This window comes from Microbispora sp. H10830, from assembly GCF_014161375.1.
GTDB classification, from domain to species: Bacteria; Actinomycetota; Actinomycetes; order Streptosporangiales; family Streptosporangiaceae; genus Microbispora; species Microbispora catharanthi.
Window position 1 is genome coordinate 49,023 of record NZ_JABBWX010000008.1, and the last position, 25,258, is coordinate 74,280.

The window sequence follows — 25,258 nt, forward strand, 5'->3', positions numbered from 1 at the left end:
GCGCACCGACGCCACCTGACTTCAGGCGTCAGTCTCTCGTTCGCCTATTACCGTACCTGGTTTGTGCGCCGCTCGGTACGTCGTACGAGCGGCGGCGGTCAGCGCCGGAGCCAAATACCCCTTAGCCGACCGATTTCTGACATTCTCCGCTCTGCCAGCCTATCCGCTGCGACGGCGGGAGGGACGCCTTCCTCCTCGGCCGAGCGGAAGATTCTCAAGGTCGTGTCGAAGATCTTCGCCGCCCGGGCGCGGGCCCGGCCCATGTCGAAGCCCTCGATCTCGTCGGCCACCTGGATGACCCCGCCGGAGTTCACGACGTAGTCCGGGGCGTACAGGATGCCCCGCTCGGCGAGCTGCTTCTCGACGCCGGGATGCGCGAGCTGGTTGTTGGCCCCACCACAGACGATCTTCGCCTTGAGCCGGGGGACGGTCTCGTCGTCCAGCGCGCCGCCGAGGGCGCAGGGCGCGTACACGTCGATGTCGGAGGCCGCGAGCGTGGCGGCGTCGGGCACGACCTCGACGGCGGGGTGGCGCTGCCGCACCCGTTCGACGGCCTGCTCGTCGACGTCGCAGACCACGACCTCGGCGCCGTCCTCGATCAGGTGCTCGACCAGGCGGTGGCCGACCTTGCCGACCCCCTCGACCCCGACCCGCCTGCCGCTCAGGGAGGAGGCGCCGTACACGTGGTCGGCGGCGGCCCGCATGCCCTGGAACACGCCGAAGGCGGTGAGGATGGAGGAGTCTCCCGCGCCGCCGTGCGCCTGGGTGCGGCCGGTGACGTAGGAGCACTCGCGCGCCACGACGTCCATGTCCTCGCTGTAGGTGCCCACGTCGCAGGCCGTGTAGTAGCGCCCGCCGAGCGACTGGACGAACCTGCCGTAGGCCCGCAGGAGAGCCTCGCTCTTGTCGGTCGCGGGGTCGCCGATGATGACGGCCTTGGCGCCGCCGTGGTCGAGGCCGGCCAGCGCGTTCTTGTACGCCATGGCCCGGGAGAGGTTGAGCACGTCGGCGAGTGCGGCCTGCTCGCTCTGGTAGGGGTAGAACCGGGTGCCGCCGAGCCCCGGTCCGAGGGCGGTGCTGTAGATCGCGATGATGGCGTACAGGCCGCTGCGCTCGTCGGAGCAGAAGACGACCTGTTCGTGTCGAACCGGCTGGGCGGGGTTCGTGTCGCCGCCGGAGCTGGAATCCTTGTGGGACAGCCCGAAAACGTCGGTCACGGTGGTGACTCCTGATCGTGTACGCCGCCTCGTTGCGGCGATCGGCCTTCAGCTTATCCGATGCACCCGCAAAACGATCATGAAAAGCCGGGACGGTGCTGCACATGCGTCCCGCGACGTGGCACGATTCTGGTGTGCTCCCCTACGCCGCCTATCTCCGTGTGTACGAGCCGCTGACCGCTTTCGCCCCGCAGGATCAGGCTCGCTGGGTCCGATACGCCGAGTCGCGCGACCGGCCGCGCCGGGCGGGCGCGCTCGAGGTCGAACACGGCGAGGCGGTCCGCCGCCTGCTGCCGGTCCCGCCGCTGCCGGCGCCCGAGCGGGAGAGCCCCAACGCGTACCTGCGCCGGGTGGAGGAGACGCTGTACGTCTGCCCCTGGCAGAGCAGGCTGCGGTCGTGGCTGGCGTTCGCGTCGTTCCGCGGGAGCGTCCCCGTCAAGCTCGCCTCCCGGTTCGTGCCCCAGGCCATCGCGGAGCAGACCGCCGACGACTTCGACCGGTTCAAGCGGGGTGAGCAGTCGCTGCGCACCCACATTCGCACGAGCACGTGGCATGTGCCGATCGCGTGGTTCGTGCCGTTCGACTCGGCCGAGCGCTGGCTCGTGCTGGGCTCGGAGCAGCCGGCCGAGGCGGGCGCGCAGACCACCGCCGCGCCGCCCAGGAACATGCTGTACGTCACCTCGATGGCGCAGGCCCGGCGCCGGGTGGCCCGGGCGCTGGTGGTGATCCGCAGGCACGTCGGGCAGGTGGCGGCCCTCACCGAGGTCGAGGAGGTGGGCCGCTGGCTGGAGGAGTTCCACCCCCACTCGCTGGTGGAGCTCGACTACGGCGGCCTCGTCCACCTGATGGACGACCGGACCCTCCAGGGCGACCAGTCCGTCGCCGAGGTGGCGACCGCCCTCGCGGGTTTGGACAACGGTCAGGAAGAACTTGCCTTCGCGATGTATCAGCGGGTGATTCTCCGCTGGAGGTCGATCCGGGCCCTCGAGTCGGCAAACTGACGGTCAGGAACATTCCCTGACCTGCCGATTCTGGTCATGACATAGTCGATCTCACATCTACGAACTGAGTAGTTTGCCGTTTTCACTGCGATACCACGAAACGTGTCGCTAGAATCACCGAGCGTGACATCAACCCGTGGTCGAGACGTTGTGCCCAGAGGGCTCGCCAATCGCGCTACGTGGCTGTATGGTCACATCGGGTGATGCCGTAAATGGTCCTAGAAACCGCACGTTTTTGGATCATTGAAGGACATCCGTGACAGTGCCGCGACCGACAAGATTTGCCCGAACGCAGCGGTGTCCAGAGTGGTGCATCGCAAGGCGGAGGAGGAGCCGACACAGCGCTGTCGGCGACGACTCCGGGCCCGCGGAAGGTCCGAGCCTGCGAGGAGTTCTCGCGGGCGAGGCGGACAACGCCGCTCCGGCCGACGCGACGGGACAGGGATTGGCGGAAGGGGCACTTGCGCCAGACAAGTCGCAGGATCGCTGCCGGCGGTCCACACGGAGGAGAGGCCGCACAAATGTCAGCTCGTACACCCGAGGCCGAGCCACTGCTCACCCCGGCGGAGGTCGCCACGATGTTCCGGGTCGACCCCAAGACCGTCACCCGGTGGGCGAAGGCGGGCAAGTTGACGTCCATCCGCACCCTCGGCGGTCACCGGCGGTACCGGGAGACCGAGGTCCGGGCACTGCTCGCGGGGATTCCGCAGCAGCGGTCCGAGTAGGACGTGGCCGTCACGCCACGGGGGGAACGACGGCGCGCTCGCGTCGGGGATGTGAGCGCGTCCACCACGCTCCCGTGACCGCTACGGGTCATGGGAGGGGATCTGGGGTCGGCGCCGCCCGCCCGGCGCCTCCCCGCGTACACGGTCCGTTCGCCCCCGGTGGTTCCCCCCGGCTCCCCATGCGTACGGCCCTGGCCTTCGCGCCTCGGGACGTTTCACGAACGCCGTGAGGGTTCAGGGAACGGCCTCACGGTTCTCGGATGCCCGGTTCTCGGATGCCCGGTTCTCAGATGCAGGATGCACGGGCAGCTCAGATGCAGGGTGCACGGGCAGCAGGGTCTCCAGCAGCACCCGCACCCCGGGATCGTGCCCGCTCGCCGCCCGCAGGAGCGCGACCATCTGGTCCACCAGGAGGCGCTCCAGCTCGGCCCGCTCCATGTCGCGGTGCTCCAGCCAGTCGAGGCCGGCCGTCTCCACCGAGGCGACCCACGACCTCAGCGTGACGCGCAACGCCGGACCGGGCGCGTCGACCCCCATCTGATGCACGATCATGCGCAGCATGCGCTGCCGCACCCCGTCGACGATCTCGCCGATCTCCCCTGCGCGATTGGCCGGGCCTCCCCTGAGCAACGCGGCGAAGCCGGCCGCGTGCTCCTCGACGAAGTCGAAATACCGCGTCAGGCCCGAGCTGAGCTGCTCCAGCGGCCCGCCCTCGCCCTGCGGCTGTAACCGCGCCCGCAGTTCGGCGGCCGCGCTGCGCAGAGCCGCCACATAGAGCTCCTGCTTGCCACCGAAGTAGTGGTAGACGAGCGCCCTCGACGCGCCCGCGGAGGCCGCCACGTCGTCGATCGAGACGTCCTCGGCGTCGTGCCTGCTGAACAGCTCGAGCGCGGCGGCGATGAGCTCTTCACGCCGCCGGTCCACGCTGAGCCTGCGGCGCGCCGGCCGTGCCCCGTCTTCCGCTTGGCCTGTGGCACTCACACCCCGCACCCTAGCGAATCGGCCCCCTGAGAGGGGGACCGGCCAGATCAAGGCTTCCCCTTCGAACCCCCTCCCGGCTCCGCCGTCCTACCCATGGTGCGGCTAACCTTCCCAACGCCCGATTAGAGGAAGGATCCTGTCTTACCGCGATCAACCCGTACCCTCGGGGCAACTCGATCGTTTGGTGTGTCAGGTGCACGTCCACGCATCGTGGGGAGAACCATGTCAGGACCGTCCATGCAGACCACTGCCCGGAAAGACGTCGGGGTCGCGATCCCCGCCGGCGGACTGTCCGATGGGTTCAGCCCGCGGCCACGCCCGACGATCCGCAACGTAGCGGAGCGGGCAGGAGTCTCCAAGTCGCTGGTGTCTCTCGTGCTGCGGGGCTCCCCGCACGTGAGCGAGCACCGCAGGGAGGCGGTCCTCCAGGCCGCCCGGGAGCTCGGCTACCGCCCGAACGCGGTCGCCCGCAGCCTGGTCGAGGGGCGCACCCATCTGGTGGGCGCACTCGTGGCCGACCTGCACAACCCCTTCTACGCGGAGTTCCTCGACGGCCTGCAGGAGAGCCTGCACGGCGACGGGCTGCGGCTGCTGATCGGCAGCGGCCGCTGGGACCCGGCGTTCGAGGACGAGGCCGTCGAGGCGTTCCTCGAGCTGCGGGTGGACGGCCTGGTCCTGCTCGGGGTCGCGCCGTCCAGCGACACGCTGGCCGAGGCCGCGGCCTACACGCCCACCGTGGTGGTCGGCGAGCGCGACGTCGAACTCGACGGCGTGGACATCGTCGTCGACGACGACCAGCTCGGCGCCCGCTACGCCGTGGACCACCTCGTGGAGCTGGGCCACCGGCGCATCGCCCACATCGAGGGCGCTCCGTCGTCGGCCGCCCGCTGCCGGTGCGAGGGCTACCTGGTGGCTATGCGCCGCCACGCGCTGGCGCCGTACATCATGGTCGAGCACGGCGACTTCAGCGAAGAGGGCGGCCGGCGCGCGGCGCTGGCGCTGCTGAAGCGCGACCCCCGGCCGACGGCGATCTTCGCGGCAAACGACATCGTGGCCATGGGCGTGCTGACCGCGGCGAGCGAGCTGGGGCTGAGGGTGCCCGAGGACCTGTCGGTCGTCGGATATGACAACACCCATCTCGCGGCCGTCACCCACATCTCGCTGACCAGCGTGGACCAGCCCCGGCGGGCCATGGGCCGCTCGGCGGCGGCACTGCTGAGCGACCGCATCACCGAGCCGGGCAAGACCGCCCGGCTGCGGCAGGTGAGCCCGCAGCTCGTCGTACGGCGCAGCACCGGGCCCGCTCCAAGTGGTGGCCAAAGCTAGGTCAATCACCGACGTGTCCCCTCGCGGCCGGTGTTGACTTCAGCCGTGGCGCCGGCCCCCGGCGGGTCGCGGAAGGGCTGCCCGCGGACCGGCGACCGGGAATCGGGGGGATTCATGCGTGATCCTGAGTTGGTCTCCTGCGCTCAGCGGGCCGCCGGCGAACTGGAGCGGGCCTGGGCGCACTGGAGGGAGAGCCGGGGGCTGGGCAGCGAGGACGTCGCCGAGTCGGTGGCGAGCTACGTCGCCCACTCGATCGACCACCCCTGGGGACGGCCCCGCGTGGTGCTGGGCCTCGACGCCGAGGACGCCCGTGAGCTGGCCGCTCTCCTGCATCGGCAGGAGGTCCCCGAGCCGGCGTGGGTGGGCAGGTTTCCGGCGTAACGGTCTGATCACGACCCCGTTCCGGTTAGGTTGGGGAGACCACACCTCCGGGAAGGGATTTCGACCGTGATCAGACGACCACTCGCCGCCGCAGCCCTGGCCCTGTGCGGGGTCGGAGCCGTCGCCTGCGGCGGCGCTGAGGTCTCCGACACGGGGGCCGCCGCCCCCGCCACCTCGTCCCGGCTCGGACGGCCGGCCGCGACCCAGGACCAGGCGGACGCCGCCGGGACGACCGTCCCCACCACGCGTACGGCCTCCTCCGAGACGGAGGCCCTGCCGCTGACGGGGAAGGTCGTGGTGATCGACCCGGGCCACAACGGCGGCAACTTCCGCCACACCAAGGAGATCAACCAGCTGGTCGACATCTCCAACCAGAAGAAGGCCTGCGACACGACCGGCACGTCGACGAACGACGGCTACACCGAGGCGGCCTTCACCTGGGACGTGTCCAGCAGGCTCGCGAAGCTCCTGAAAGCCGAAGGGGCCACGGTCAAGCTCACCCGGACGAGCAGCACCGAGTGGGGTCCCTGCATCAACCAGCGGGCCGCCATCGGGAACAAGGCCCACGCGGACGCGGCGATCTCCATCCACGGCGACGGCGCGGCGGCGAACCTCCGCGGGTTCCACATCATCATGCCCAAGAAGATCGGCGGGCCGGTCGATCCGGTCGTGAAGGACTCGGCGCGGCTCGGTGAGAACGTGCGGGACGCCTTCCGCAGCGGCACCGGCCTGCCTTACTCGACCTACATCGGCAAGCAGGCGCTGAACTACCGCAGCGACCTCGGCGGGCTCAACCTGTCGACGGTGCCGAAGATCTTCATCGAGTGCGGCAACATGCGCAACGCCAAGGACGCCGCCAGGTTCAAGGACCCCGCGTTCCGCGCGAGGATGGCGCGGTCGCTGGCGAAGGGCCTGGAGGACTACCTCATCTCCGCCCGCTGACCGCGCCTCAGGGCTCTCAGCGGCTCTCAGCGGCTCTCAGGGGGCTGTGGACGGAGTGGCGGGACCGCCGGTGGGGTTTGGCATCATCGGCGGCATGAAGCATCTCCTTCCCCTGCCGAGGCTCGTCGAGACGGGCTCGGGGTCGGCCGGGATCGCACCCGGCTCCGCCGTGTCGGGCCCGGCCCCGCTCACCGACGCCGTACGGCTCGCGCTCCCTGTGCTCGACCTCAGGCCCGGCGACGCCGCCACGTCGGCCGTGCGGGTGGAGGAGGATCCCCGGCTCGGGCCGGAGGCCTACGCGATGACGATCGCGGGCGACGGCGTCCGCATCGCGGCCGGAGACCGGGCGGGCGCCTTCTACGCCGGGCAGACGCTGCGGCAGCTCCTGCCGGCCGAGGCGTTCCGGTCGGCCCTCGTGCCCGGGACGTCCTGGACGGTCCCCTGCGGGCGGGTGGAGGACGCGCCCGGGTTCTCCTGGCGCGGCGCGCACGTCGACGTGGCCCGCAGCTTCCTGCCGAAGCGGGAGGTGCTGCGGATGATCGACCTGATGGCGCTGCACAAGCTGAACCGGCTGCATCTCCACCTGGCCGACGACCAGGGCTGGCGGGTGGAGAGCAGGGCGTTCCCGCTGCTGCACGAGGTGGGCTCGCACCGCCCGCGGACGATCACCAGCCACAAGGGGGAGGAACTCGCCTTCGACGGCGTCCCCCACGGCGGCCACTACACGCTCGCCGACCTGGCGGAGATCGCGGCATACGCCCGGGCGCGCGCGGTGACCGTCGTGCCGGAGATCGACGTGCCGGGGCACGCCTCCGCCGTGCTGGCCGCCTATCCCGCGCTGGCGTCCCGGCCGGAGGAGCGCTACGAGGTGCTGGACCGGTGGGGCATCTCGCCGGCGATCCTGTCCCCGCTTCCGGCGACCGTCGACTTCCTGACCACCGTGTTCGCCGAGATCGCCGACGCTCTGGGCGACGTGCCCTACTTCCACATCGGCGGCGACGAGTGCGTCCTCGACGACTGGGCGGCATCGGCCGAGATCTCGGCCCACCAGGCCTCGCTGGGCCTGGAGAGCACCGGTGACCTGCACGCCTGGTTCCTGCGGCGGCTCGCCGACGCGCTGGCAGAACGCGGCAGCCGCACGGTGGTGTGGGACGAGGCGTTCGTCAGCGGCAGGCTGCGGCCGGACACGATCGTGATGCCCTGGCGCGGCGAGCACGTCGCCCGCCGGGCCGCGGCGGCGGGACACGACGTGGTGGCGACCCCGGTCTTTCCGATGTACTTCGACTACGCCGAGGCGGCCTCGCCCGAGGAGCCGGCCGGCCTCGGAGACGCGATCACCGTGGCCGATGTGGCGGCCTTCGCGCCCGCGCCGTCCGAGTGGCCGGAGGAGGAGCGTGCCCGGGTGATCGGCGTCCAGTTCCAGCTGTGGAGCGAGCGCATCCCGGACGGCCGGACGCTCGACTACCGCGCCTGGCCCCGGGGCTGCGCGGCGGCCGAGGTCGCGTGGACCGGCGGCCCGGCCGGGCCCGAGGACTTCTTCCGCCGCGTCGACGCCCACCTGGCACGGCTGGACGCGATCGGCGTGGAGTACCGCCCGCTGTCCGGACCCCGGCCCTGGCAGCGGGGCGGCAGCGGATGGCGTCGCCACCGCCCGGGCGCCGTCGCCGTGCACGACGTGATGCGCCACCTGCACGAGCTCAGCATGTCGGCCGACTCCACCCGGCCCAGCCTCTAACCCCGCGCCGCGTCGGCGACGCGCCGCACGCGGAGGCGGTCGCCCAGCACGTCGGTGCTGTCGACGTACTGGTCCACCGCGCCGGTCAGAGGCAACCGCCGCACCTCCGGATCGGCGATGGTCTCCAGCAGCGCATCGGTGAAGCGCTCGGCGCGCAGCACCCGGTAGGGCCGGTTGTGGTAGGGCCGGGTGCGCGGATCGACGGGCGCGGTGAGGCCGAGGGCGTTGTGCAGGGCCGCGATGGCCTCGTAGGCACCGGCGAGGTGGCGCTCGCGGTCCCGCCGCCCGGTGGCGGACACGGCCGCCCTGAGCACGGGCGCCAGAGCCGGGGCGCACGGCAGGGCGGCGAAGGCGCTGCCCAGCCACTTGCCGTACGGCGGGTAGCGGCGGTGCATGAGCAGGGCGAGCCGGATGAGGTCGCGCACCAGGCGAGCGCAGGTGACGGCCGAGCCCAGTTCGTCACCGGCCTCGGCGGCGCGGCCCACGAACGCCTCCTCCTGGCATATCCGCCGCCATTGGCAGGCCAGGATGTAGCGCCAGACGTCGCCGGGATACCAGGCGAGGCGGCGGCGCACCGGCAGGAGCAGGCCCAGGCCGTCGTGGAAGACCTCTCCCGCCGTGATCTCCGCGAGCGTCTGGGTGGGCGTCGCCAGCCAGTCGGACAGGCCGACGCCCGCGATCGGGTCGAACCCGAGGTGCCCGGTGAGCCATGCGGTCAGATCGGCCACCACGACTCCGTGCCGGAGCGGCCCGTCCGCCGTCTCCATGTGCCGGGTGCCGTCAGCCCCGGGCGGGCCGAAGTTCGTGGGATAGCCGAGGAAGTCCGGCGGCAGGCTTCCGGCGAGCGCGGCGTCCACGGCCTCGCCGTGGACGGCGGCGTCCTCGGGGCTCAGGAACAGCTGCAGCCGTGGGCCCCAGTCGTGGTCGGTGGACCGCTCGGTGTCGTACCCGAGCACCTCCGAACCCGGCCCGAGGAGGGCCGCCGTGTGTGTGAGGCCGCCGAAGCGCCGCGCCAGCAGCGGTGCCACCGCCTCCAGGTAGAACCGCCGCGACAGCTCCAGTCCGCGCACGTGCCCGTCTCCCATGGCCCACATCCTCCGCAGGCTCCGTCGCGCGGGGCAACCGGCTTTTCCCCAGCGTCACCGCGCGTCTGTGCGGGCCCGCAGGCGCCGGTGGAGATGCGGCGGGCGCCGCCACGATCAGGCGTGCCGGGTACGCGGGGTGTCACGCTCCGTCGAGGACCTCGGCGACGATGGCGGCCGCGATCTTCTCCGCGTCAAGGCCCTGGTAGGTGTCGATCACCTCGCGGATCCTCGCGGTCAGGCGCAGGTCGGCCTGTGCGGCGTCGCCGATGTGGCGCCCGGCCACCGCGACGGCGGCGGCGAGTTCGTAGGCCTCGGCCGGCCCGAGCCCCTGCGGATCGACCTCGACGAGGACGCGGGCGCCGTTCTTCGGCGAGACGCGGACCTTCCACCGTCCGGAGGGGCCGGAGACCGACAGCGTGTCCTTCCGCAGGGCCGGCGGGAACAGGACGACGGCCATCCGGCCCGCCGCGGCGAGGACCCGCTCGGCGAGCCTGCGTACGTCCTTCTTGGCGACGACGATCCTCCCGGAGCGGTTGATGATGCTCACGGAATCACCGCTGTCGGCCACGGCGATCCGCTCGCCGTCGGCCTGGTCGTAGATGGCGCTCATGGGGGGTCGCTCGCTTAGCTTTGTCGGGGCGGGCTGCGAGACTCCGCCCATGCATGATCTCGTACTTTCGGAGCGCATGATCGTCATTCGCCCTTCCGTGGGCGACGGCCCCGGCGGGCGGGCCGCGTGAGCACGTCCGAGCGGTTCGGCCTGCGGCCGAGCCCGGAAGAGTGGCGGCGAGACCGGACCGCCCGTGGCGAGCTGCGCGACCAGCGGTTCGAGCTGCCGCCCGGAGTGCCGAGCGTGTGCTTCGACCGGGCCCGGCTGGTGAACGTCGACTTCTCCGGAACGCGGTTCACCGACCGCGTGACCGCGCGGGTGCGGGCGGTGCTGCCGCTCGTGGAGACCTGGCCGGACGAGAAGCACCGGAAGGAGGCCCGCTTCAGCCTGGAGTTCCTCGCCGGAAACGCCGTGGAGCACAACGACGACCACGCGGTGGTGAGCCCGCCGGACTGAGCCCACTGGATATGGGGCCGCAGGCTGCCGCCCGCCCTCCGCGAGGGGCTGTTCGAGGCGTTCAGGGGCACATCCAGCAGTACATCCCCTGGTTGAGCCGTATGGCCGTGCGGGCCAGGTCGCGCAGGGCCGTGACCCGCTCGACCTCGAACTCGTCGAGCAGTTCCTCCTCGGCGTACTCGCGCAGCCGCGCGTCGTCCACGGCGGCGAGCGCCTCGACGGTCTCGGACGCCATGCGCTCCAGGGCCGGCCCCTCGTCGTCCCCCACGGCCGTCTCGGCGTCGCCGGGGCGGATCACCCTACCGGCGGAGCAGGCGGGCGGGAGCGGATGGCGTCGACGTGACCGATGGGCGCGGCCGAAGCTCACACGAGCGTGTAGCCGGCCTCCTCGACGGCCTTGCGCACGGCGTCGTCGGCGACGTCGCCGGAGACGTCGAGGCGGCCGCTGTCGAGATCCACCTCGACACCGGTGACGCCGGGGATCTCGCCGACCTCCTCCTTGACCGAGCTCACGCAGTGACCGCAGGTCATGCCCTGCACGGTGTAGGTCTTGACGCTCATGGGGCTCTCCATTCTCGGGAGAAGGGGATTCATGCGGTGCGGCCGACGATCTCGCGGACGGAGCCGTAGCCGTGCCGCCGCAGCCGGCGGGCGAGCTGCCGGTTGATGCGCGACGGCCACAGGGGGCCCTCGTAGATCAGGCCGGTGTATCCCTGCACGAGGGTGGCACCGGCCAGCAGCCGCTCCCAGACGTCGTCGACGTCTTCCACGCCGCCGACGGAGACGAGCGTGAGCCGGTCGCCGGCCTTCTGGCGCAGGCGGCGCAGCACCTCCAGCGAGCGGGCCTTGAGCGGCTGTCCTGACAGGCCTCCCGCCTCGGTGCTCGCGACGCCCTCGCGGCTGATCGTGGTGTTGGTCGCGATGACGCCCGCCAGCCCGAGCTCGGCGGCGAGCTCGGCCACAGCGTCCACGTCCTCGTCCGCCAGGTCCGGCGCGATCTTCACGAGCAGCGGGGTGCGCCCCGCCGCCTCCTTGACCGCCGACAGCAGCGGCCGCAGGCGGTCCACGGCCTGCAGGTCGCGCAGGCCCGGGGTGTTGGGCGAGCTCACGTTGACCACGAGGTAGTCGGCGAGCGGCGCGAGCCTGCGGGCGCTGTCCACGTAGTCGCGCACGGCACCGGACTCCGGCACGACCTTGGTCTTGCCGATGTTGACGCCGACCACGGCCGGAATGTGGCGCACCCTGCGCAGCCGCTTGGCGGCGGCCGCCGCTCCGGCGTTGTTGAAGCCCATCCGGTTGATGATCGCCCGGCTCTCGAGCAGGCGGAAAAGCCGCGGCCGGGGGTTGCCGGGCTGGGCGTGCGCGGTGATCGTACCGACCTCGACGTACCCGAATCCGAGCGCCGACAGCGGCTCGGCGCATCCGGCGTCCTTGTCGAACCCGGCGGCGAGCCCGAACGGCGAGGCGAAGTGGACGCCGAACGCCTGGACGCGCAGCGACTCCGCCCTCGGCGCGAGCAGCCGATGCAACAGCCGCACGAGGGGCGGGAACATCCCGAGCAGGCGGAGCAGCCTGATCGTGAGGTGGTGGACGGCCTCCGCGTCGAGGCGGCTCAGGACCTGCGTGAACACGAGTCGATACATCACGGCAAGACTATCGCCCGGTCACGGCCCACCTCCGTCCGCCGGCCCGATCGGCCGTACGTCCGGTCAGTTGGGCCGGGGACGGGCCTCGGCCGTGGGCTGAGGCAGCGGCACGTGCGACGCCGTACGGATGGACAGCGCGGAGTCGAAGCCCAGCAGCCGCAGCAGCCGCAGCACCGGCGGGGCGGGGCGGACGAAGGTCACGCCGCCGCCCCACTCCCGCACGCGCGCGTCGGCCCACAGGAGGCTCCGCGCGCCCGCGCAGTCGAGGAAGCCGACCCCGGCCAGGTCGACCTCGACGTGCCCGGGCCGGTAGGTCCCCAGCACCTGCCGCAGGCAGGCGTGGAACTCCGGCACCCCCGACACGTCGAGGTCGCCGTTCACGGCCATCCGGATGCCGGCCTCAGACGACGTGGTCTGGATTCGCAACATTCCTCTGGCCCTGCTCGCCCAGCAGCTCCGCCGCGAGCTCGGATACCTTCCGTCTACTGTCCCTGGCCTGCTTGCGCAGCCCGGTGAACGCCTGCGAGGCCGTCAGATCGTGCTTGCCCATGAGATAGCCGATGGCCCGCTCGATCACGACCCGGTAGTCCAGGGCGTACTGGAGCTGGTCGGCGAGCTCCGCCTTCTCGTCCGCCTCCATCGACGCCACGAGGACCTGCTCGATCACGTGGGCGTACGCGTGGAGGGCCTGGGTGTCGCTCTCCTGCCACTCGTGCGGCGCGTCCTGGTAGACGTTGAGGGTGCCCACGGGCACGCCGCCGAGCCGGATCGGCACTCCCGCCACCCCGCGCACCTCGGGGTGCAGCAGTTCACGCAGGGCCGGCCACCGCCGGTCGGCCCGCACGTCGACCGTCGTCACCGCGGTGTCGCCCACGTACGCCGCCACACACGGGCCCTGGCCCGTCACCGCCTGGGCGCGCTCGAGGCTGCGGCCACGCTCGTCGGTGGCGAAGAGATAGCGAAGTGTGCGGTCCTCCTCGGCGAACATCAGGCCGGCGCCGGAGTATCCGAAAAGCCGGTCGACCACTTGGACGATGCGCTCAAGGTGGTGCACGATCCCGGTCGCCGCCCTGTCCTTCTGCAGACGTCGCAGGCTGGCGACAAGAGCCTCAGGATCGATATGGGTCATTCCGTATCCTCTCGTGAACCTCACCTCGCACCGCCGTGGCCTGGGGGAGAGGCGCCGATTCGGCCATCACAACTGCCCGGAGGGGGCTCGATCAGTCCTGATCTCTGCCAGGACCTGAAGAACGATGACCATCAGCTCGCCGAGACGTGATCCGGCCTCCGCCTCCGTGCGGTCCCAGGCGCGCCCGTCGCGGGCGTAGAAGTCCAGGACGCCGATGAGTTCGCGATCCTCGATGAGCGGTACGGAGAGGACGGCCCGGACCGGCGGGGCGTGGACGGCCACGTTCGGGAACCCCATGGGCCTCGCGGCGTGCAGATCGGGGATCGCGACGAGGCCGCCACTGGCGGCGCTCTCGATGGCGGGACCGTCGCCCACGGACTCCTGGGCGGACTCCAGCAGTACGCCGTCGTCGTCGGTCGCCCCGATCGCGCGGAGGCGGTCCTGGCCGTCGAGCAGCATCAACGCGGCGCCGTCGACCCCGAAGAGGTCGGCCATGCCGGTGAGGATGTTCTCGAGAAGAGACGACGCGTCCGAGGCCATCGCGAGCCCACTTTCAGATGATCAAGCGGCCGCGGACACAGGGCGGAGTGCCCTAAGCCTAGTGGGCTCCGAGCAGTGGTAGCCAGGTGATCCCCAGGGTTGCCGAAAGGGTTGGCCGGCAGAACTGGAGAGGACACGAGAAATCCGCCCTCCTGCGGGGGAAGGCGGATCGGGAACGGACGGAGAAACGGGGTCATTCGCCCCAGAACGCGTCGACCTCAGGGGCGCTCCCGCTCTCCCCCGCCGCGACCACCGACTCTGCTCGATCGCAGCGTCGAGGACCACGTGCGGGGGCTGGAGTCGCTCCTGGCGCCGCTGTCGCCGGACGAGCGCGGGCAGTTGTCGGCCCTGCTCGCCCGGCTGTCGCACAGCATGGCCCCGCGCTCCGGGATTAACGCTTGGCCTTCTTGCCCTCCGGGGTGACGGCGTACCACTCGCCGCCGAAGTCCTTCAGGCCCTGGCCGAGCACGTCGCCGGCCTTCTGGTCCTTCGCGTAGTAGTAGAGCGGGTGCTTGTTGTAGGTCACCTGCGTGGTGCCGTCCTCCCGGTGGAGCGTCCCGAGCAGGTTCGCGTGCACGCCCGTACCGGCCTGGGGCGCACCGGCGGTGAGCACGGGCGGCCACGCGGCGGCGCACGCCTGGGTGCAGGCGGACGCGCCGCCCTTGTCCTTGGTGAACAGGTACACCGTGCGGCCGTCCACGCCGACCAGCACGCTGCCGAGCGAGGTGGGCGCCGCGTCGATGCGCGCGGGCCCCGTGGGGGACGCCTGGACGGGAGATGTCGGCGACGCCGAGTATCCGGTGGCGGACGGCGTCGTCCCCGAGGGGTACTCGGAGGGCTCGGGCGTCTGCGACTCGTTGAGCTGGTCGTTGGCGACGCGGCTGGCGCCCTCGTCGCCGGCACCGCCGCATCCGGCGGCCAGCAGGCTGATCGCGACCGCGCCGGCATACAGCAGTTTCCTCATGTTCGGCCTCCTGGGAAGTGAGCGAGTCGGCTCCCAGGAGACACGCGGCGACTGCGGCCCCGCCGCCCGGACGCGAAGATCCAGGACAGGCCTTTGCCGTTTCGTGGGTTCCGCCTCACGGACCTCTCGCCGCCCTCGGGGCGAATCAGCGACCAATGCGGATGAACCGCCGGATTCGGGGAAATCGGAGTAAGCCGTACGGGCGCGGCGGTGCGCCCCGACACGTGAACCGATCGCGGGGAGGTGCCGAGGTCACCGGCGCGTGCGATGCGATGCTGAGGCTGCGACGCCCGCCGGCGCGGCCGTCCGGCCCCGCGGGGGCGACGTCCCTGGCGAACCGCCCCCTTCGCCCGATCTCGCGTGACAGACAAGGAGCGTCCGGATGGCCGAGCGCACGCAACCGCCCACCGTGGAACCGTCCGAGCTGAGGCGCCGCCTCGGCCGTACGGGAGTGTGGCTGTCCTCTCTGGCGGCGACCCCGGCGGCAGGGGCGAGGAAGGCCGCGGCGGAGATCGAGGAGCTCGGATACCCGGCGCTGTGGATCGGTGAGACCCCGGCCGGACGAGAGGCGTTCACGCACGCCGCGCTGTTGCTGTCGGCCACCGGGCGGCTGCACGTGGCCACGGGCATCGCCAACGTCTACGGCCGCGACCCCGTCGCCGCCGCCAACGGCGCCGCGACCCTCGCGGAGGCGTGGGACCAGCGGTTCGTGCTCGGCCTCGGCGTCAGCCACAAGCCGCTGGTCGCCCCTCGCGGCCACGACTACTCCGCGCCGCTCGAGTACATGCGGGACTATCTCGACGGGATGGACCGGGCGTCGATCGAGCTGCCGCAGGCGGAGACGCCGCCCCGGATGCTCGCGGCGCTCCGGCGCCGGATGCTCGAACTCGCGGCGCGGCGCACCCAGGGCGCCCACACCTACTTCGTGCCACCCGAGCACACCGCCAAGGCCCGCGAGATCCTCGGACCGGACCCGGTCCTCGCCCCGGAGCAGGCCGTGGTGGTCGAGGCGGACGCGGACCGCGCACGGGAGATCGCCCGCGAGTACGCCGCGATGTACCTCTCCCTGCCCAACTACACCAACAACCTGCGCGAACTGGGCTTCTCCGACGACGACCTCGCGGGCGGGGGCAGCGACCGGCTCATCGACGCGATCGTGGTCTGGGGCGAGCCGGAGACGATCGCCGAGCGGGTACGCGCCCACCACGACGCGGGGGCCGACCACGTGTGCGTTCAACCACTGGCCGACTCCGTCGGCACGCAGATCGAGCACCTGCGGCTGCTGGCCCCCGCCCTCCTGGGGTGACGGCGTGACCGCGGCGACTCCCGGGCGGGGACGCGGAGAACATGGCGGGCAGAGCGGGCAGGGCACGCATGGCGGGCAGGACCCTCTGACCCCGCCGGACCCGACGGGCCTGGAGGCGTGGATACGCCAGGTTCTCGGCCTGGCCGGCGCCCGGGCCTCCGCGTTCGCCCCGCCCCTGCCGCTCACCCCTTCCGGCCCGGACCACCCGGGCCACCCGGGCCACCCGGGGGACGCGGACCGCCCGGACCCCGACGGGCAGGCCGAGTAGGCCGGACAGACGGTCAGGCCGCCTGACGCACCTGCTCGGCCAGCCGTTCGAGGCTGTCGTCCAGCGCCTGCTCCACCGCCTCGGCCGGGGGCGCGTGCCGCTCGTCGAAGAAGGACAGGTGGACCGTCACGTCGCTGCTGTCGTCGTCGATGCCGGCGACCTGCAGCCATCCGGCGTACCGGTCCACATCGCGCGTGCCCCACTCCATCCGCAGCTGGTCCTGCTCGGCCCGCAGCAGCGCGCGTTCGTCCTGTCCCGTCTCGTCCTCGTGGACGGTGACCGCGGGCGGCTCCTCCGCGTGGACGTGCAGCTCACGGGGCATCCAGAGATCGAGTTTGCCGACGTCGCACGCCTGGCGGAACACCTGGTCGGCCGGCGCGGGCATCCTGCGGGACCGCTCGAACTCGGTCATGGTCCGTCACTCCTCCCTCTGACGACGTAGGGAGCCCCTACCCGCCGCCGTCCGGTCCATCCTCCGTCTCACCACGCGAGGCCGTGCAGCGGCCCCGAGCCGGTCCGGAGCCGGTCCCACGACTTCAACGCCTGGCGGGCACCCCCTCCCCGGACGGATGCGCACGGCGGCGTAGGGTCCGGTTCATGACCGATCATTACGATGTCGTGGTCCTCGGCGCCGGGCCCGGCGGCTACACCGCCGCGGTCCGTTCGGCCCAGCTCGGGCTCAGCACTGCGGTCGTCGAGGAGCGCTACTGGGGCGGTGTGTGCCTCAACGTCGGCTGCATCCCCTCCAAGGCGCTGCTGCGCAACGCCGAACTCGCCCACATCCTGACGAACGAGACCAAGACGTTCGGCATCCAGGCGGACGGCCCGATCACGCTCGACTACGGTGCGGCCTTCCGCCGCAGCCGCCAGGTGGCGGACGGGCGTGTCAAGGGTGTCCACTACCTGATGAAGAAGAACGGCATCACCGAGTATGACGGCCGCGGCGCCTTCACCGGCCCGGACTCCATGGAGGTGCGCGGCGCGGACGGCTCGGTGCGCACGGTGACGTTCGACCACTGCATCATCGCGGCCGGGGCGACGACCCGCCTGCTGCCGGGGACGTCCCTGTCCGAGCGCGTGGTGACGTACGAGGAGCAGATCCTCAGCGAGGCGCTGCCGGAGAGCGTGATCATCGCGGGTGCCGGGGCGATCGGCGTCGAGTTCGCGTACGTCCTGCACAACTACGGCGTGAAGGTCACGATCGTCGAGTTCCTCGACCGGATGGTCCCGCTGGAGGACCAGGAGGTCTCGGCGGAGCTGGCGCGGCGCTACCGCCGGCTCGGCATCGAGGTGCTGACCTCCACCCGGGTCGAGTCGATCGACGACAGCGGCGACAAGGTGCGGGTCACGGTCTCCAGGAACGGCGAGACCTCCGTGCTGGAGGCCGACAAGGTGCTGCAGGCCATCGGCTTCCAGCCGCGCGTCGAGGGATACGGCCTGGAGCACACCGGCGTACGGCTGACCGAGCGGGGCGCGATCGCCGTCGACGGCCGCTGCCGCACGAACGTGCCGCACATCTTCGCCATCGGGGACGTCACCGCGAAGCTCATGCTGGCGCACGCCGCCGAGTCGATGGGCGTCATCGCCGCCGAGACCATCGCGGGCGCGGAGACGATGGAGCTCGACTACGTGATGATCCCCCGGGCGACCTACTGCCAGCCGCAGATCGCGAGCTTCGGCTACACCGAGGCCCAGGCGCGCGAGCAGGGCTTCGACGTGAAGGTGGTCAAGTTCCCGTTCACGGCCAACGGCAAGGCCCACGGCCTGGGCGACCCCAACGGGTTCGTCAAGGTGCTCAGCGACGCGAAGTACGGCGAGATCCTCGGCGCCCACCTCATCGGGCCCGAAGTGACCGAGCTGCTGCCCGAGCTGACCCTGGCCCAGCAGTGGGACCTCACCGTGCACGAGGTGGCGCGCAACGTCCACGCCCACCCGACCCTGGGCGAGGCGGTGAAGGAGGCGATCCACGGTCTGGCCGGGCACATGATCAACATGTGAGCCGGTCGGCGCCGGTGGCGGCCGGTCAGCCGCCGGTGGGCGGTCCGTCAGCGCCGGGGCCGACGCTCTTCTCGTGGCCGCGGCACCACGCGGCCTCCGATCCAGAGGAGCGCGCATGACGACCCCATCGGTTCTGATCTCCGGCGCGAGCATCGCCGGGCCCGCCGTCGCCTACTGGCTGCGCCGGCACGGCTTCGCCCCCACGGTCGTCGAGCGGGCTCCGGCCCTGCGCGAGGGCGGCCAGGCGGTCGACTTCCGGGGGGCGGTCCACATGAACGTGCTGCGGCGGATGGGCGTCCTGGACGAGATCCGCCGCCTGCGCACCGATCCCGGCCCGTGGCGGGTGGTCGACTGGCGCGGCGACCAGCTGGTCGGGCTACCCGTGGAGTTCGCCGGCGGCGAGGTGGAGATCCTGCGCGGCGACCTCGCCCGTGTGCTGTACGACCTGACCAGGGACGACGTGGAGTACGTCTTCGGCGACTCCATCGCGTCCATGACCGAGACCCCGGACGGCGTGGAGGTGACCTTCGAGCGTGGAGCGCCCCGGACCTTCGACCTCGTGGTCGGCGCGGACGGCCTGCACTCGAACGTGCGGCGGCTGGCCTTCGGCCCCGAGTCGCGGTTCGTGCGGCCGTCCGGCCACCACGTGGCGATCTTCAGCGCGCCCGACCACCTGGGGCTCGGCCGCGACACGCTGCTCTACAACGAGCCCGGCCGCGGAGTGGCGGCCTCGGGCGCCAGGGACGGGGCGACCGCCGGGGTGATGTGCGTCTTCCACGCCCCGGGGCTGGAGTTCGACCACCGCGACGTGGCGCAGCAGAAGAAGATCGTCATGGACGAGTACGCGGGCGCGGGCTGGGAGGTCCCCCGGCTGCTCGAGGCCGTCCCGGACGCGTCCGACTTCTACTTCGACTCGATCAGCCTCGTCCACATGGACCACTACACGAGCGGGCGGATCGCGCTGATCGGCGACGCCGGCTACGGCGCCACCTGCGGCGGCATGGGGGCCGGCATGGCCGTCGTGGCCGCGTACGTGCTGGCGGGCGAGCTCGCCGCCGCCCGCGGCGACCACCGCGCCGCGTTCCCGGAGTACGAGCGACTGATCAGAGGATTCGCCAAGGCGTGCCAGCGGGTCGCGGGCAACGCGGGCTCCTTCCTCGCCCCGGCGACGCGGGGCGCGATCCGGCGGCGCAATTTGGCCTACCGGGTGCTCACGACCGGGCCCCTGATGCGCGTGCTCGACAAGATGAGCACCAAGGCGGCCACCTCGATAACGCTCCGGGACTATGCGGCCTGAAATGCGGAAATGCCGATTACCGAACAGGCATTCGGCTTCCGCGGCCATTCACACAGGAAACACTTCCCACGGCGTCGATGAATGGTCGGCTACGCTGGGAATCAGGCCGTGCGCGAAACGCCGTGGCCGCGTACGGGCGAACAATGCGAGGGCGGCCCGATGGCGAGTGACGACGCGAAAAACACCGGCTCCCCGGTCGGCGCGAACACTCTGATGGCCCTCATGCGCGAACTGGTCTTCCCGCCGTGCGTGATCGAACGGTCCTCGGTGGTGCCGCAGGACGTCACCCGGCGCGAGAACGACGCGGAGCACTCCTTCGCCCTGGGCCTGGTCGCGGTCTGCCTCGCCCCGCTGATCGACCCGGCCCTGGACCCGGGCAGGATCGCCAGGTATGCGCTGGTCCACGACCTGCCGGAGGTCCACGCGGGGGACGTCTCGGTCTACGCCGACCCGGCGGAACGGGAGAAGAAGGCCGTACGCGAGGAGGAGGCACGGGAGATCATCACCCGCGACTTCGGCGGGACGTTCCCCTGGCTCGTCGAGGACCTGTACGGCTACAAGGCGCAGCGCGACCCGGAGAGCAGGTTCGTCTACGCGCTGGACAAGCTGCTCCCCCACGTCAACGTCCTGCTGGCCGACCACCACCCGCTGCGGCCGACCTGGGCGGCGTACAAGCACACCGAGATCACGGCCAGGCGGAAGATACGCATGAGCTGCCCGGCACTGCTGCCGTTGTTCGACGAGCTGTGCCGGGAGTTCGCGCGGCGCCCGCACCTGTTCTCCGATGGGGCGTCACCTGGCGTGGGAGATGACGATGTTCGCGACGGCGAGCAGGGCCGCTCCGCAGACGGCGCACAGCACCCTCACGGGCAGGCCGACGCCCGGCCCGAGCACGGCGGGCAGGGCGACGAGGACGGCCCCGGCCGCGCTGGCCGACACCCGCGTGAGGAGGCGCGACCGCGAGCGGCGCACGACCACAGGAAACCCGGCGCTCGTCGTCAGTGAGTCGCCTCCCGGCATCGGGCCCGCCCGGGTGTCGGCCGCCAGCGTGATCCCGACCCGCGCGAGCGCGTCGAAGCCCAGCATCTCGGGCCGCAGCCAGAACTCCACGGTGTCGTATCGCGACGCCACGTCGTAGGAGTCGTCGGACGCGATCTTGAGGAAGGTGCCGTCGGTCGTGCAGACGAGCCGCTTCTCGGTCGGCGTGTAGCCGTCGGAGTAGAAGCTGACCCGCATCTTCACCGAGTCGCCGTCGCTCAGGTGCAGCCGGCCCTCGGCGTCGAGCGTGCCCGTCCTGTCCCCGCCCAGCAGCGGTTCCTCGGTGCGGACGAAGTAGGAGGACCTGTAGGTGGGATGCCGGGCGAGCCGACGGGCCACCCCGAGCCACACGGCGGGGTCGTCGCCCGGCCGCTCGTGCAGGTGGAGGTCGGGGAAGCGGGTGGTGGCCGGATACCAGCGCCCGCCGTTGGCCTCCGCGAGCCTGTCCACGAACCAGCCGCCCTTGGCCCTGATGTCCGCCTCGGCCAGCGGGAACTCCTCCAGGTTCGCGTAGTCGTCCACCCTGAGCCGGAACACGGCCATGTCGGCCACGCAGGCGGTCGCCACCACCGTCGCGAAGCGCACGGGCACGACGAAGGGCTCCGTCTCGGGCGACTCCCGGTCCGCGAGGAAGGCCACGAGGCACCGCCGGCCGACCGCGGAGCCGTTCGCGATCGCCTGCTGCAGGGCGCCCGCCACGTAGTCGGTCTCGTACCGGAACTGGATGATCGCCCCTCTGGGCAGGGCCAGCGCCCTCAGGACGTCCTCCGCGTACCGCCGCCTGCTGTCGGACGACAGCAGCAGCACCGAGGGCCGGACCCCGGCCATGTTCAGGCCCGAGATCACGTCCGCCTCCGAAGCTCGTCCAGGTCGCGCAGGCGGTCGTCGAGCGCGAGGAAGCGCGGCCACACCCGGTCCTTCGGCAGCTCGTCGAGGCGCAGGCTCGCCGCGGTCTCGTACCGCAGCCCCCGGTCCGCCAGCGCCCGGTGCTCGCCCAGGATGATCGGCTCGCGTACGCCGTCCGACTGGTCGCCGGTCAGGTCGATGACGAACCGCCGCGGGTCGTGGGCCGGGCCGATCTCGACCCAGCAGTGGTGGCTCACGTCCTCGGCGTCGTCACGGCCGACCCGCAGCCTTCCGTAGCAGTAGACGGGTTCGAGCAGCAGGTCGGCGCGGAGCCTGCGGGCGAGCCAGACGGAGGTGACCCCGCACTGGCCCCGGGGGTCGCCCTCGGGGACCGGCGACTCCTGATAGCGCGGATGGACCGTCCGGTCCGACCAGCAGGACTCCAGCATCCGGCGGTAGCCGAGCAGGCGGTCCGTCCACTGCGGCGAGGTGAAGTCCGCCTTGACGGGTCTCACGTGGTCGCCGCCCGAGTGGGTCCGGCGCGACACCCTGATCAGGCTCTCGATCCCGCCGACGCTCCGCTTCGCGGCCGAGGTGGCGCCGAGGACCATGAGCACGTTGTCCGGGGTGTCCAGGAGTTGCGGCACCGACGCCCCGGATATCCGGCGTGTCTGGAAAAGGCCTTTGTCGTCGTAGCGATACGCCACGGGTGACAGGGCGATCGGCCTGAATCCCGACGCGAGGAACGAGGTGCCGTCGAAACCGAGCATGGGGTTGTATGCCGTTATGACATAATCCCCGGCGTTTTCCGCCCTGATCTCCCGGACCGCGCGGGCGATGGTCAGGCTCATGAGGTTCGCCGGAATTCCCGCCAGTCCGTGCATTCTTGTCAGGACCATTATCCGGTCGGGATTCACGTCCAGCCCGTGCCCGGTGAGCGCGTCCAGGACGTACTGGCGGTCGCATCGCGAGAAGGCGACGTACGTGATCGGCATCGTCGCGCCCGGCAGGAAGAGCCCGAACTGGAGGACGGTGTCGGCCCTCTCACTGTGCAGGTAGTGCAGTCTCGACTGGACCAGATGGCCGATGCCCGGCCTGACCTCGGCGAAGCGCAGGCGGGTGCGGTAGCCGTCGCCGAACGACAGGCTCAGGTCCCGGTGCGCCTTGTTCACGTTGAGGAGGACGGAGGCGTGGGCCTGGTACGCGGCGTCCTCCGCGGACTGGCGCACCTGGGCCGCCCGGATGACGGCCTGCAACCGTATCTCCTCGTACACCTTGTCCGGAGACCAGCCGGCGATGGCCGGCCTGCTCAACCGGGGCAGGTGCAGTCTTACCTGGATCTCCAGGGTCCGGAGGTCGACTCCGACCGTCTCGGCGTCCACGCGCATGCGCGTCCCCATCGCGCCGACGAAGGTCTCGACATCCGGATCACGAAGCCCGTCCACTCGCGCGCCCTCGCTTCGCGCTTTCTCCCTTCGCGGCGTACGCGTGGTCTTGGGCACTTCTTCTCCCGCAATCGCGAGAACTTTGTCAGTGACGCCGTCAAGGATAGAACTCGGACCGCACTCTGTCAGGGCGCTCGCCAAGTTGGTATCAGCTTTTATCGGACCCGCCGCAATTGGAGGGAATGCCACCGAAAGGCTCGGGCAATTCCCCCTGTCAGCGGAGCAGGCGAGCGGCCAGGGTGACGGCGTAGAGGGGCCACGAACGTAAGGGGCACCCACTGCTCCAGGTGGGTGAGGGGCCGGTACAGCTCGACCTTCACCCGCGTGGCGGCCTCACGATGCCGGCACCACCGGTTGACGGTCTTGTTCCTGTCGCTCGGGGTCCCGGTAGTAATGAAGAAATTTCCAACGAAGTAGCATCTGACCTGCGGCAACGGAGTGTCCGGCAGATCTTTCGGGCGGATTCGCCGCCTTCCAGGGTGCGATCGCGGATGTATTCGCGTTCCATCCCCGACAGGGCGGCCAGCACGGTGAACACCACGCCGGACGGATCATGGCTCTTGCGTTTCACCCGTCCGAGGTCTTGCACCGACCTATGAAACAGCCTGCTGACTGTGTGCTTCGAGGCCAGGCAGGCTGACTCCTGTCGCTTGCTGCGGCGTCGAGAGGTCAGCCGCGGAGCAGATCGGTCGAGACCGTCCAGAGGCGCTTGGCGGCGGTGGGGTCGAGCGCCCATTCCTTGACACCGTGCGGGTGCTGCGCGAGGTCGGCGTCGTCCGGCACGGTGTAAGCCTCTTGTGAATCGTCGAGGTAGTGGCCTCCGGAGTGAGCGAACTCCGGGGCGACGGCCGCGACGATGCTGGTGGCGGCTCCCTGCTCGACCGTTTTGTAGGTGAAGACTCCGGCGGCCTCGGCCGCGTCGAGCGACGCCTTCTGCTGCTCTGTGAAGTTGCGTTGCAGTCCCGTCGCGACGCCGCCGGGGTTCACCGTGTTGGCAACGATGCCGTCGGAGGCCCAAAGGCGGGTCGCCTCGACGGCGAACAGAGAGTTCGCCGTCTTCGATTGGGCGTAGGCGATCTGCGGGTCGTAGCCGCGACGCTCGAAGTGGAGGTCGTCGAAGTCGATGCCGGAACGCATGTGCGCGGTCGAACTGACCGAGACGATCCGTGCTCCGTCACGGTCGATCGCTCCCAGGGCCAGGGCGTCGTGAAGGCCGATGGCCAGGGCGAAGTGGCCGAGATGGTTCGTCGCGAACTGCAGCTCCCAGCCCTCACGCGTACGTTCGAGGCCGCCGGTGACCACGCCCGCGTTGTTGATCAGCAGGTGAAGCGGACCGTCCCACGCCTGGACGAATCGCGTGACGGTGGCCCTGTCGGCGAGGTCGAGCCGGACGACTCGGGGCCGGATCCCTCCGGTCGACTTCGCGATCGTCTCGGCGACGGCGTCACCCGCGGCCGTGTTCCGGACAGCGAGCGTTACTTCCGCTCCGGCAGAGGTCAGCGCACGAGCGGTCTCGGCGCCGATTCCGGAGGAGGCTCCGGTCACGATCGCGCGGACGCCGGTGAGGTCGACGCCCCGCAGCACCTCGTCCCCGGTGCTGGAGGAGGTGAAGGCCGTGGAGATGAGTTTGCGCATGGTCACGGCAGTGACTATACGCACTAGACTGTATTTGTATAGTACGCCGCTCGCTCGTATGCTCACCTCATGAGCAGTCCCGAGGTCGGCAACCCGCCGTCGACAGTCGCCGACACCGACCGTCGGACCGTGGTTCTGGACTCCGCGATGGCCACGTTCGCGCGATTCGGTTACCGGAAGACCTCGATGGAGGAGGTGGCGCGGGCGGCGCGCATCTCCCGGCCCGGGCTCTATTTCCTCTTCTCCTCGAAGGAGACTCTGTTCCGTGCGGCGGTTACCCAGGCCTTGAACCGCGACATCACAGCGGTCGAACACGTCCTGGCCGACACCGGCCGACCCCTTTCGGAGCGTCTCGTCGAAGCGTTCGATCAGTGGGCGGGCCGCTACATCGGCCCGCTGACGAGCGATGTCACGATGGTCATCGAGGACAATCCCGACCTCCTCGGAGAGATCGCCGAGACCCCGCGGCGACGTTTCGAGGAACTGATCACAGACGCGATCGCCATCAAGTCGGGACGAGAGGCGGCTCCCTCCGTTGCGCAGACGATGATCAGCGCATCGATCGGCCTCAAGCATCAGGTCGCATCACGGGAGGTCTACCTCGAACGACTGGAGGTAGCCATCGATCTCCTGCTGCGCTGAAGACCACGAAGGCGGTGCGCCGTTCCACCTGGAACGGCAGGCGGA

The 25,258-nt window shown here is 71.0% G+C and carries 27 protein-coding genes; 13 read left to right on the forward strand and 14 right to left on the reverse strand.

Annotated features, from left to right (window positions below; genetic code table 11):
* Positions 1–98: 98 nt before the first annotated feature.
* Positions 99–1,217: a Glu/Leu/Phe/Val dehydrogenase gene (locus HHX35_RS20910; protein ID WP_182900448.1), complete on the reverse strand. Its 1,119-nt coding sequence runs from the start codon at positions 1,215–1,217 to the stop codon at positions 99–101.
* A 134-nt stretch (positions 1,218–1,351) separates the two neighbouring features.
* Between HHX35_RS20910 and HHX35_RS20915 the strand changes: the two genes are divergently transcribed.
* Positions 1,352–2,218, forward strand: a complete 867-nt coding sequence (locus tag HHX35_RS20915) for a hypothetical protein (RefSeq protein WP_139579735.1) — start codon at positions 1,352–1,354, stop codon at positions 2,216–2,218.
* A 521-nt stretch (positions 2,219–2,739) separates the two neighbouring features.
* The gene (bldC, locus tag HHX35_RS20920) at positions 2,740–2,943 is read left to right on the forward strand and encodes a developmental transcriptional regulator BldC (RefSeq protein ID WP_013133571.1); all 204 of its coding nucleotides are present in this window, start codon (positions 2,740–2,742) and stop codon (positions 2,941–2,943) included.
* A 234-nt stretch (positions 2,944–3,177) separates the two neighbouring features.
* Here bldC and HHX35_RS20925 read toward each other — a convergent pair whose 3' ends face one another.
* Positions 3,178–3,924 carry a TetR/AcrR family transcriptional regulator gene (locus tag HHX35_RS20925; protein WP_310739201.1) on the reverse strand — a complete coding sequence of 249 codons (747 nt, stop codon included), beginning with the start codon at positions 3,922–3,924 and terminating at the stop codon, positions 3,178–3,180.
* 222 nt (positions 3,925–4,146) lie between these two features.
* Here HHX35_RS20925 and HHX35_RS20930 point away from each other — a divergent pair, with 222 nt between their 5' ends.
* The 4 genes from HHX35_RS20930 to HHX35_RS20945 all read left to right on the forward strand — a co-directional run bounded on the left by HHX35_RS20930 (position 4,147) and on the right by HHX35_RS20945 (position 8,308).
* Positions 4,147–5,250 carry a LacI family DNA-binding transcriptional regulator gene (locus HHX35_RS20930; protein ID WP_182900449.1) on the forward strand — a complete coding sequence of 368 codons (1,104 nt, stop codon included), beginning with the start codon at positions 4,147–4,149 and terminating at the stop codon, positions 5,248–5,250.
* A gap of 114 nt (positions 5,251–5,364) precedes the next feature.
* A complete protein-coding gene (locus HHX35_RS20935; protein WP_079315186.1) occupies positions 5,365–5,631 on the forward strand; it encodes a hypothetical protein in 267 nt (88 codons plus the stop codon).
* A gap of 66 nt (positions 5,632–5,697) precedes the next feature.
* A complete protein-coding gene (locus tag HHX35_RS20940) occupies positions 5,698–6,573 on the forward strand; it encodes an N-acetylmuramoyl-L-alanine amidase (protein ID WP_182900450.1) in 876 nt (291 codons plus the stop codon).
* 94 nt (positions 6,574–6,667) lie between these two features.
* The gene (locus HHX35_RS20945; protein ID WP_182900451.1) at positions 6,668–8,308 is read left to right on the forward strand and encodes a beta-N-acetylhexosaminidase; all 1,641 of its coding nucleotides are present in this window, start codon (positions 6,668–6,670) and stop codon (positions 8,306–8,308) included.
* Here HHX35_RS20945 and HHX35_RS20950 read toward each other — a convergent pair.
* Positions 8,305–9,393: a DUF4037 domain-containing protein gene (locus HHX35_RS20950; RefSeq protein ID WP_182900452.1), complete on the reverse strand. Its 1,089-nt coding sequence runs from the start codon at positions 9,391–9,393 to the stop codon at positions 8,305–8,307. The two genes, HHX35_RS20945 and HHX35_RS20950, sit on opposite strands and share 4 nt — an antisense overlap.
* A gap of 139 nt (positions 9,394–9,532) precedes the next feature.
* Positions 9,533–10,003, reverse strand: a complete 471-nt coding sequence (locus tag HHX35_RS20955; protein WP_139579730.1) for a hypothetical protein — start codon at positions 10,001–10,003, stop codon at positions 9,533–9,535.
* Positions 10,004–10,129: 126 nt separating this feature from the next.
* Here HHX35_RS20955 and HHX35_RS20960 point away from each other — a divergent pair, with 126 nt between their 5' ends.
* The gene (locus HHX35_RS20960) at positions 10,130–10,459 is read left to right on the forward strand and encodes a hypothetical protein (protein ID WP_182900453.1); all 330 of its coding nucleotides are present in this window, start codon (positions 10,130–10,132) and stop codon (positions 10,457–10,459) included.
* Positions 10,460–10,520: 61 nt separating this feature from the next.
* Here HHX35_RS20960 and HHX35_RS20965 read toward each other — a convergent pair whose 3' ends face one another.
* The 7 genes from HHX35_RS20965 to HHX35_RS20995 form a co-directional block, all read right to left on the reverse strand.
* Positions 10,521–10,757, reverse strand: a complete 237-nt coding sequence (locus HHX35_RS20965) for a hypothetical protein (RefSeq protein ID WP_182900454.1) — start codon at positions 10,755–10,757, stop codon at positions 10,521–10,523.
* Positions 10,758–10,822: 65 nt separating this feature from the next.
* Positions 10,823–11,020, reverse strand: coding sequence for a heavy-metal-associated domain-containing protein (locus HHX35_RS20970; RefSeq protein WP_142561071.1), 198 nt, complete (start codon positions 11,018–11,020; stop codon positions 10,823–10,825).
* Positions 11,021–11,049: 29 nt separating this feature from the next.
* Positions 11,050–12,102 carry a quinone-dependent dihydroorotate dehydrogenase gene (locus HHX35_RS20975; RefSeq protein ID WP_182900455.1) on the reverse strand — a complete coding sequence of 351 codons (1,053 nt, stop codon included), beginning with the start codon at positions 12,100–12,102 and terminating at the stop codon, positions 11,050–11,052.
* 66 nt (positions 12,103–12,168) lie between these two features.
* On the reverse strand, positions 12,169–12,534 hold the full coding sequence (locus HHX35_RS20980; RefSeq protein WP_139579725.1) for an STAS domain-containing protein: 366 nt from the start codon (positions 12,532–12,534) through the stop codon (positions 12,169–12,171).
* Positions 12,506–13,234: a GAF and ANTAR domain-containing protein gene (locus HHX35_RS20985; RefSeq protein ID WP_182900456.1), complete on the reverse strand. Its 729-nt coding sequence runs from the start codon at positions 13,232–13,234 to the stop codon at positions 12,506–12,508. Before HHX35_RS20985 ends, HHX35_RS20980 begins: the two co-directional genes overlap by 29 nt.
* Positions 13,235–13,300: 66 nt before the next feature.
* Entirely contained in the window at positions 13,301–13,774 is a 474-nt protein-coding gene (locus HHX35_RS20990; RefSeq protein WP_259405250.1) for a GAF domain-containing protein, read from the reverse strand.
* 391 nt (positions 13,775–14,165) lie between these two features.
* Positions 14,166–14,738, reverse strand: coding sequence for a hypothetical protein (locus HHX35_RS20995; protein WP_139579722.1), 573 nt, complete (start codon positions 14,736–14,738; stop codon positions 14,166–14,168).
* A gap of 382 nt (positions 14,739–15,120) precedes the next feature.
* Here HHX35_RS20995 and HHX35_RS21000 point away from each other — a divergent pair, with 382 nt between their 5' ends.
* Together HHX35_RS21000 and HHX35_RS21005 are read left to right on the forward strand one after the other, a co-directional pair.
* The gene (locus HHX35_RS21000) at positions 15,121–16,044 is read left to right on the forward strand and encodes a TIGR03620 family F420-dependent LLM class oxidoreductase (protein WP_182900458.1); all 924 of its coding nucleotides are present in this window, start codon (positions 15,121–15,123) and stop codon (positions 16,042–16,044) included.
* 4 nt (positions 16,045–16,048) lie between these two features.
* On the forward strand, positions 16,049–16,312 hold the full coding sequence (locus tag HHX35_RS21005) for a hypothetical protein (protein ID WP_182900459.1): 264 nt from the start codon (positions 16,049–16,051) through the stop codon (positions 16,310–16,312).
* 13 nt (positions 16,313–16,325) lie between these two features.
* Here HHX35_RS21005 and HHX35_RS21010 read toward each other — a convergent pair whose 3' ends face one another.
* Complete coding sequence (locus HHX35_RS21010; protein WP_030508779.1) at positions 16,326–16,724, reverse strand: SRPBCC family protein; 399 nt, start codon at positions 16,722–16,724, stop codon at positions 16,326–16,328.
* Positions 16,725–16,909: 185 nt separating this feature from the next.
* Here HHX35_RS21010 and lpdA point away from each other — a divergent pair, with 185 nt between their 5' ends.
* The 3 genes from lpdA (at position 16,910) to HHX35_RS21025 (ending at position 20,612) form a co-directional block, all read left to right on the forward strand.
* Positions 16,910–18,310 (forward strand): dihydrolipoyl dehydrogenase, encoded by a 1,401-nt coding sequence (gene lpdA / locus HHX35_RS21015; RefSeq protein WP_182900460.1) that lies wholly within the window; start codon positions 16,910–16,912, stop codon positions 18,308–18,310.
* A gap of 115 nt (positions 18,311–18,425) precedes the next feature.
* Positions 18,426–19,607 carry an FAD-dependent monooxygenase gene (locus HHX35_RS21020; protein ID WP_182900461.1) on the forward strand — a complete coding sequence of 394 codons (1,182 nt, stop codon included), beginning with the start codon at positions 18,426–18,428 and terminating at the stop codon, positions 19,605–19,607.
* A gap of 159 nt (positions 19,608–19,766) precedes the next feature.
* On the forward strand, positions 19,767–20,612 hold the full coding sequence (locus HHX35_RS21025; protein ID WP_182900462.1) for an HD family hydrolase: 846 nt from the start codon (positions 19,767–19,769) through the stop codon (positions 20,610–20,612).
* An 875-nt stretch (positions 20,613–21,487) separates the two neighbouring features.
* Here HHX35_RS21025 and HHX35_RS21030 read toward each other — a convergent pair.
* Positions 21,488–22,936: a hypothetical protein gene (locus HHX35_RS21030; protein WP_182900463.1), complete on the reverse strand. Its 1,449-nt coding sequence runs from the start codon at positions 22,934–22,936 to the stop codon at positions 21,488–21,490.
* A 669-nt stretch (positions 22,937–23,605) separates the two neighbouring features.
* Positions 23,606–24,571, reverse strand: a complete 966-nt coding sequence (locus HHX35_RS21035; RefSeq protein WP_259405273.1) for an SDR family NAD(P)-dependent oxidoreductase — start codon at positions 24,569–24,571, stop codon at positions 23,606–23,608.
* A 69-nt stretch (positions 24,572–24,640) separates the two neighbouring features.
* Here HHX35_RS21035 and HHX35_RS21040 point away from each other — a divergent pair, with 69 nt between their 5' ends.
* Positions 24,641–25,213, forward strand: a complete 573-nt coding sequence (locus tag HHX35_RS21040; RefSeq protein ID WP_220505700.1) for a TetR/AcrR family transcriptional regulator — start codon at positions 24,641–24,643, stop codon at positions 25,211–25,213.
* Positions 25,214–25,258 lie beyond the last annotated feature (45 nt).

Excerpts from the sequence above, each read along its gene's own strand:
- bldC (WP_013133571.1), top strand. The coding sequence starts at position 2,740 with ATGTCAGCTCGTACACCCGAGGCCGAGCCACTGCTCACCCCGGCGGAG.
- HHX35_RS20930 (WP_182900449.1), top strand. The coding sequence starts at position 4,147 with ATGTCAGGACCGTCCATGCAGACCACTGCCCGGAAAGACGTCGGGGTC.
- HHX35_RS20935 (WP_079315186.1), top strand. The coding sequence starts at position 5,365 with ATGCGTGATCCTGAGTTGGTCTCCTGCGCTCAGCGGGCCGCCGGCGAA.
- HHX35_RS20945 (WP_182900451.1), top strand. The coding sequence starts at position 6,668 with ATGAAGCATCTCCTTCCCCTGCCGAGGCTCGTCGAGACGGGCTCGGGG.
- HHX35_RS20950 (WP_182900452.1), bottom strand. The coding sequence starts at position 9,393 with ATGGGAGACGGGCACGTGCGCGGACTGGAGCTGTCGCGGCGGTTCTAC.
- HHX35_RS20955 (WP_139579730.1), bottom strand. The coding sequence starts at position 10,003 with ATGAGCGCCATCTACGACCAGGCCGACGGCGAGCGGATCGCCGTGGCC.
- HHX35_RS20970 (WP_142561071.1), bottom strand. The coding sequence starts at position 11,020 with ATGAGCGTCAAGACCTACACCGTGCAGGGCATGACCTGCGGTCACTGC.
- HHX35_RS20975 (WP_182900455.1), bottom strand. The coding sequence starts at position 12,102 with ATGTATCGACTCGTGTTCACGCAGGTCCTGAGCCGCCTCGACGCGGAG.
- HHX35_RS20980 (WP_139579725.1), bottom strand. The coding sequence starts at position 12,534 with ATGTTGCGAATCCAGACCACGTCGTCTGAGGCCGGCATCCGGATGGCC.
- HHX35_RS20985 (WP_182900456.1), bottom strand. The coding sequence starts at position 13,234 with ATGACCCATATCGATCCTGAGGCTCTTGTCGCCAGCCTGCGACGTCTG.
- HHX35_RS20990 (WP_259405250.1), bottom strand. The coding sequence starts at position 13,774 with ATGGCCTCGGACGCGTCGTCTCTTCTCGAGAACATCCTCACCGGCATG.
- HHX35_RS20995 (WP_139579722.1), bottom strand. The coding sequence starts at position 14,738 with ATGAGGAAACTGCTGTATGCCGGCGCGGTCGCGATCAGCCTGCTGGCC.
- HHX35_RS21000 (WP_182900458.1), top strand. The coding sequence starts at position 15,121 with ATGGCCGAGCGCACGCAACCGCCCACCGTGGAACCGTCCGAGCTGAGG.
- HHX35_RS21010 (WP_030508779.1), bottom strand. The coding sequence starts at position 16,724 with ATGACCGAGTTCGAGCGGTCCCGCAGGATGCCCGCGCCGGCCGACCAG.
- lpdA (WP_182900460.1), top strand. The coding sequence starts at position 16,910 with ATGACCGATCATTACGATGTCGTGGTCCTCGGCGCCGGGCCCGGCGGC.
- HHX35_RS21020 (WP_182900461.1), top strand. The coding sequence starts at position 18,426 with ATGACGACCCCATCGGTTCTGATCTCCGGCGCGAGCATCGCCGGGCCC.
- HHX35_RS21025 (WP_182900462.1), top strand. The coding sequence starts at position 19,767 with ATGGCGAGTGACGACGCGAAAAACACCGGCTCCCCGGTCGGCGCGAAC.
- HHX35_RS21035 (WP_259405273.1), bottom strand. The coding sequence starts at position 24,571 with ATGCGCAAACTCATCTCCACGGCCTTCACCTCCTCCAGCACCGGGGAC.
- HHX35_RS21040 (WP_220505700.1), top strand. The coding sequence starts at position 24,641 with ATGAGCAGTCCCGAGGTCGGCAACCCGCCGTCGACAGTCGCCGACACC.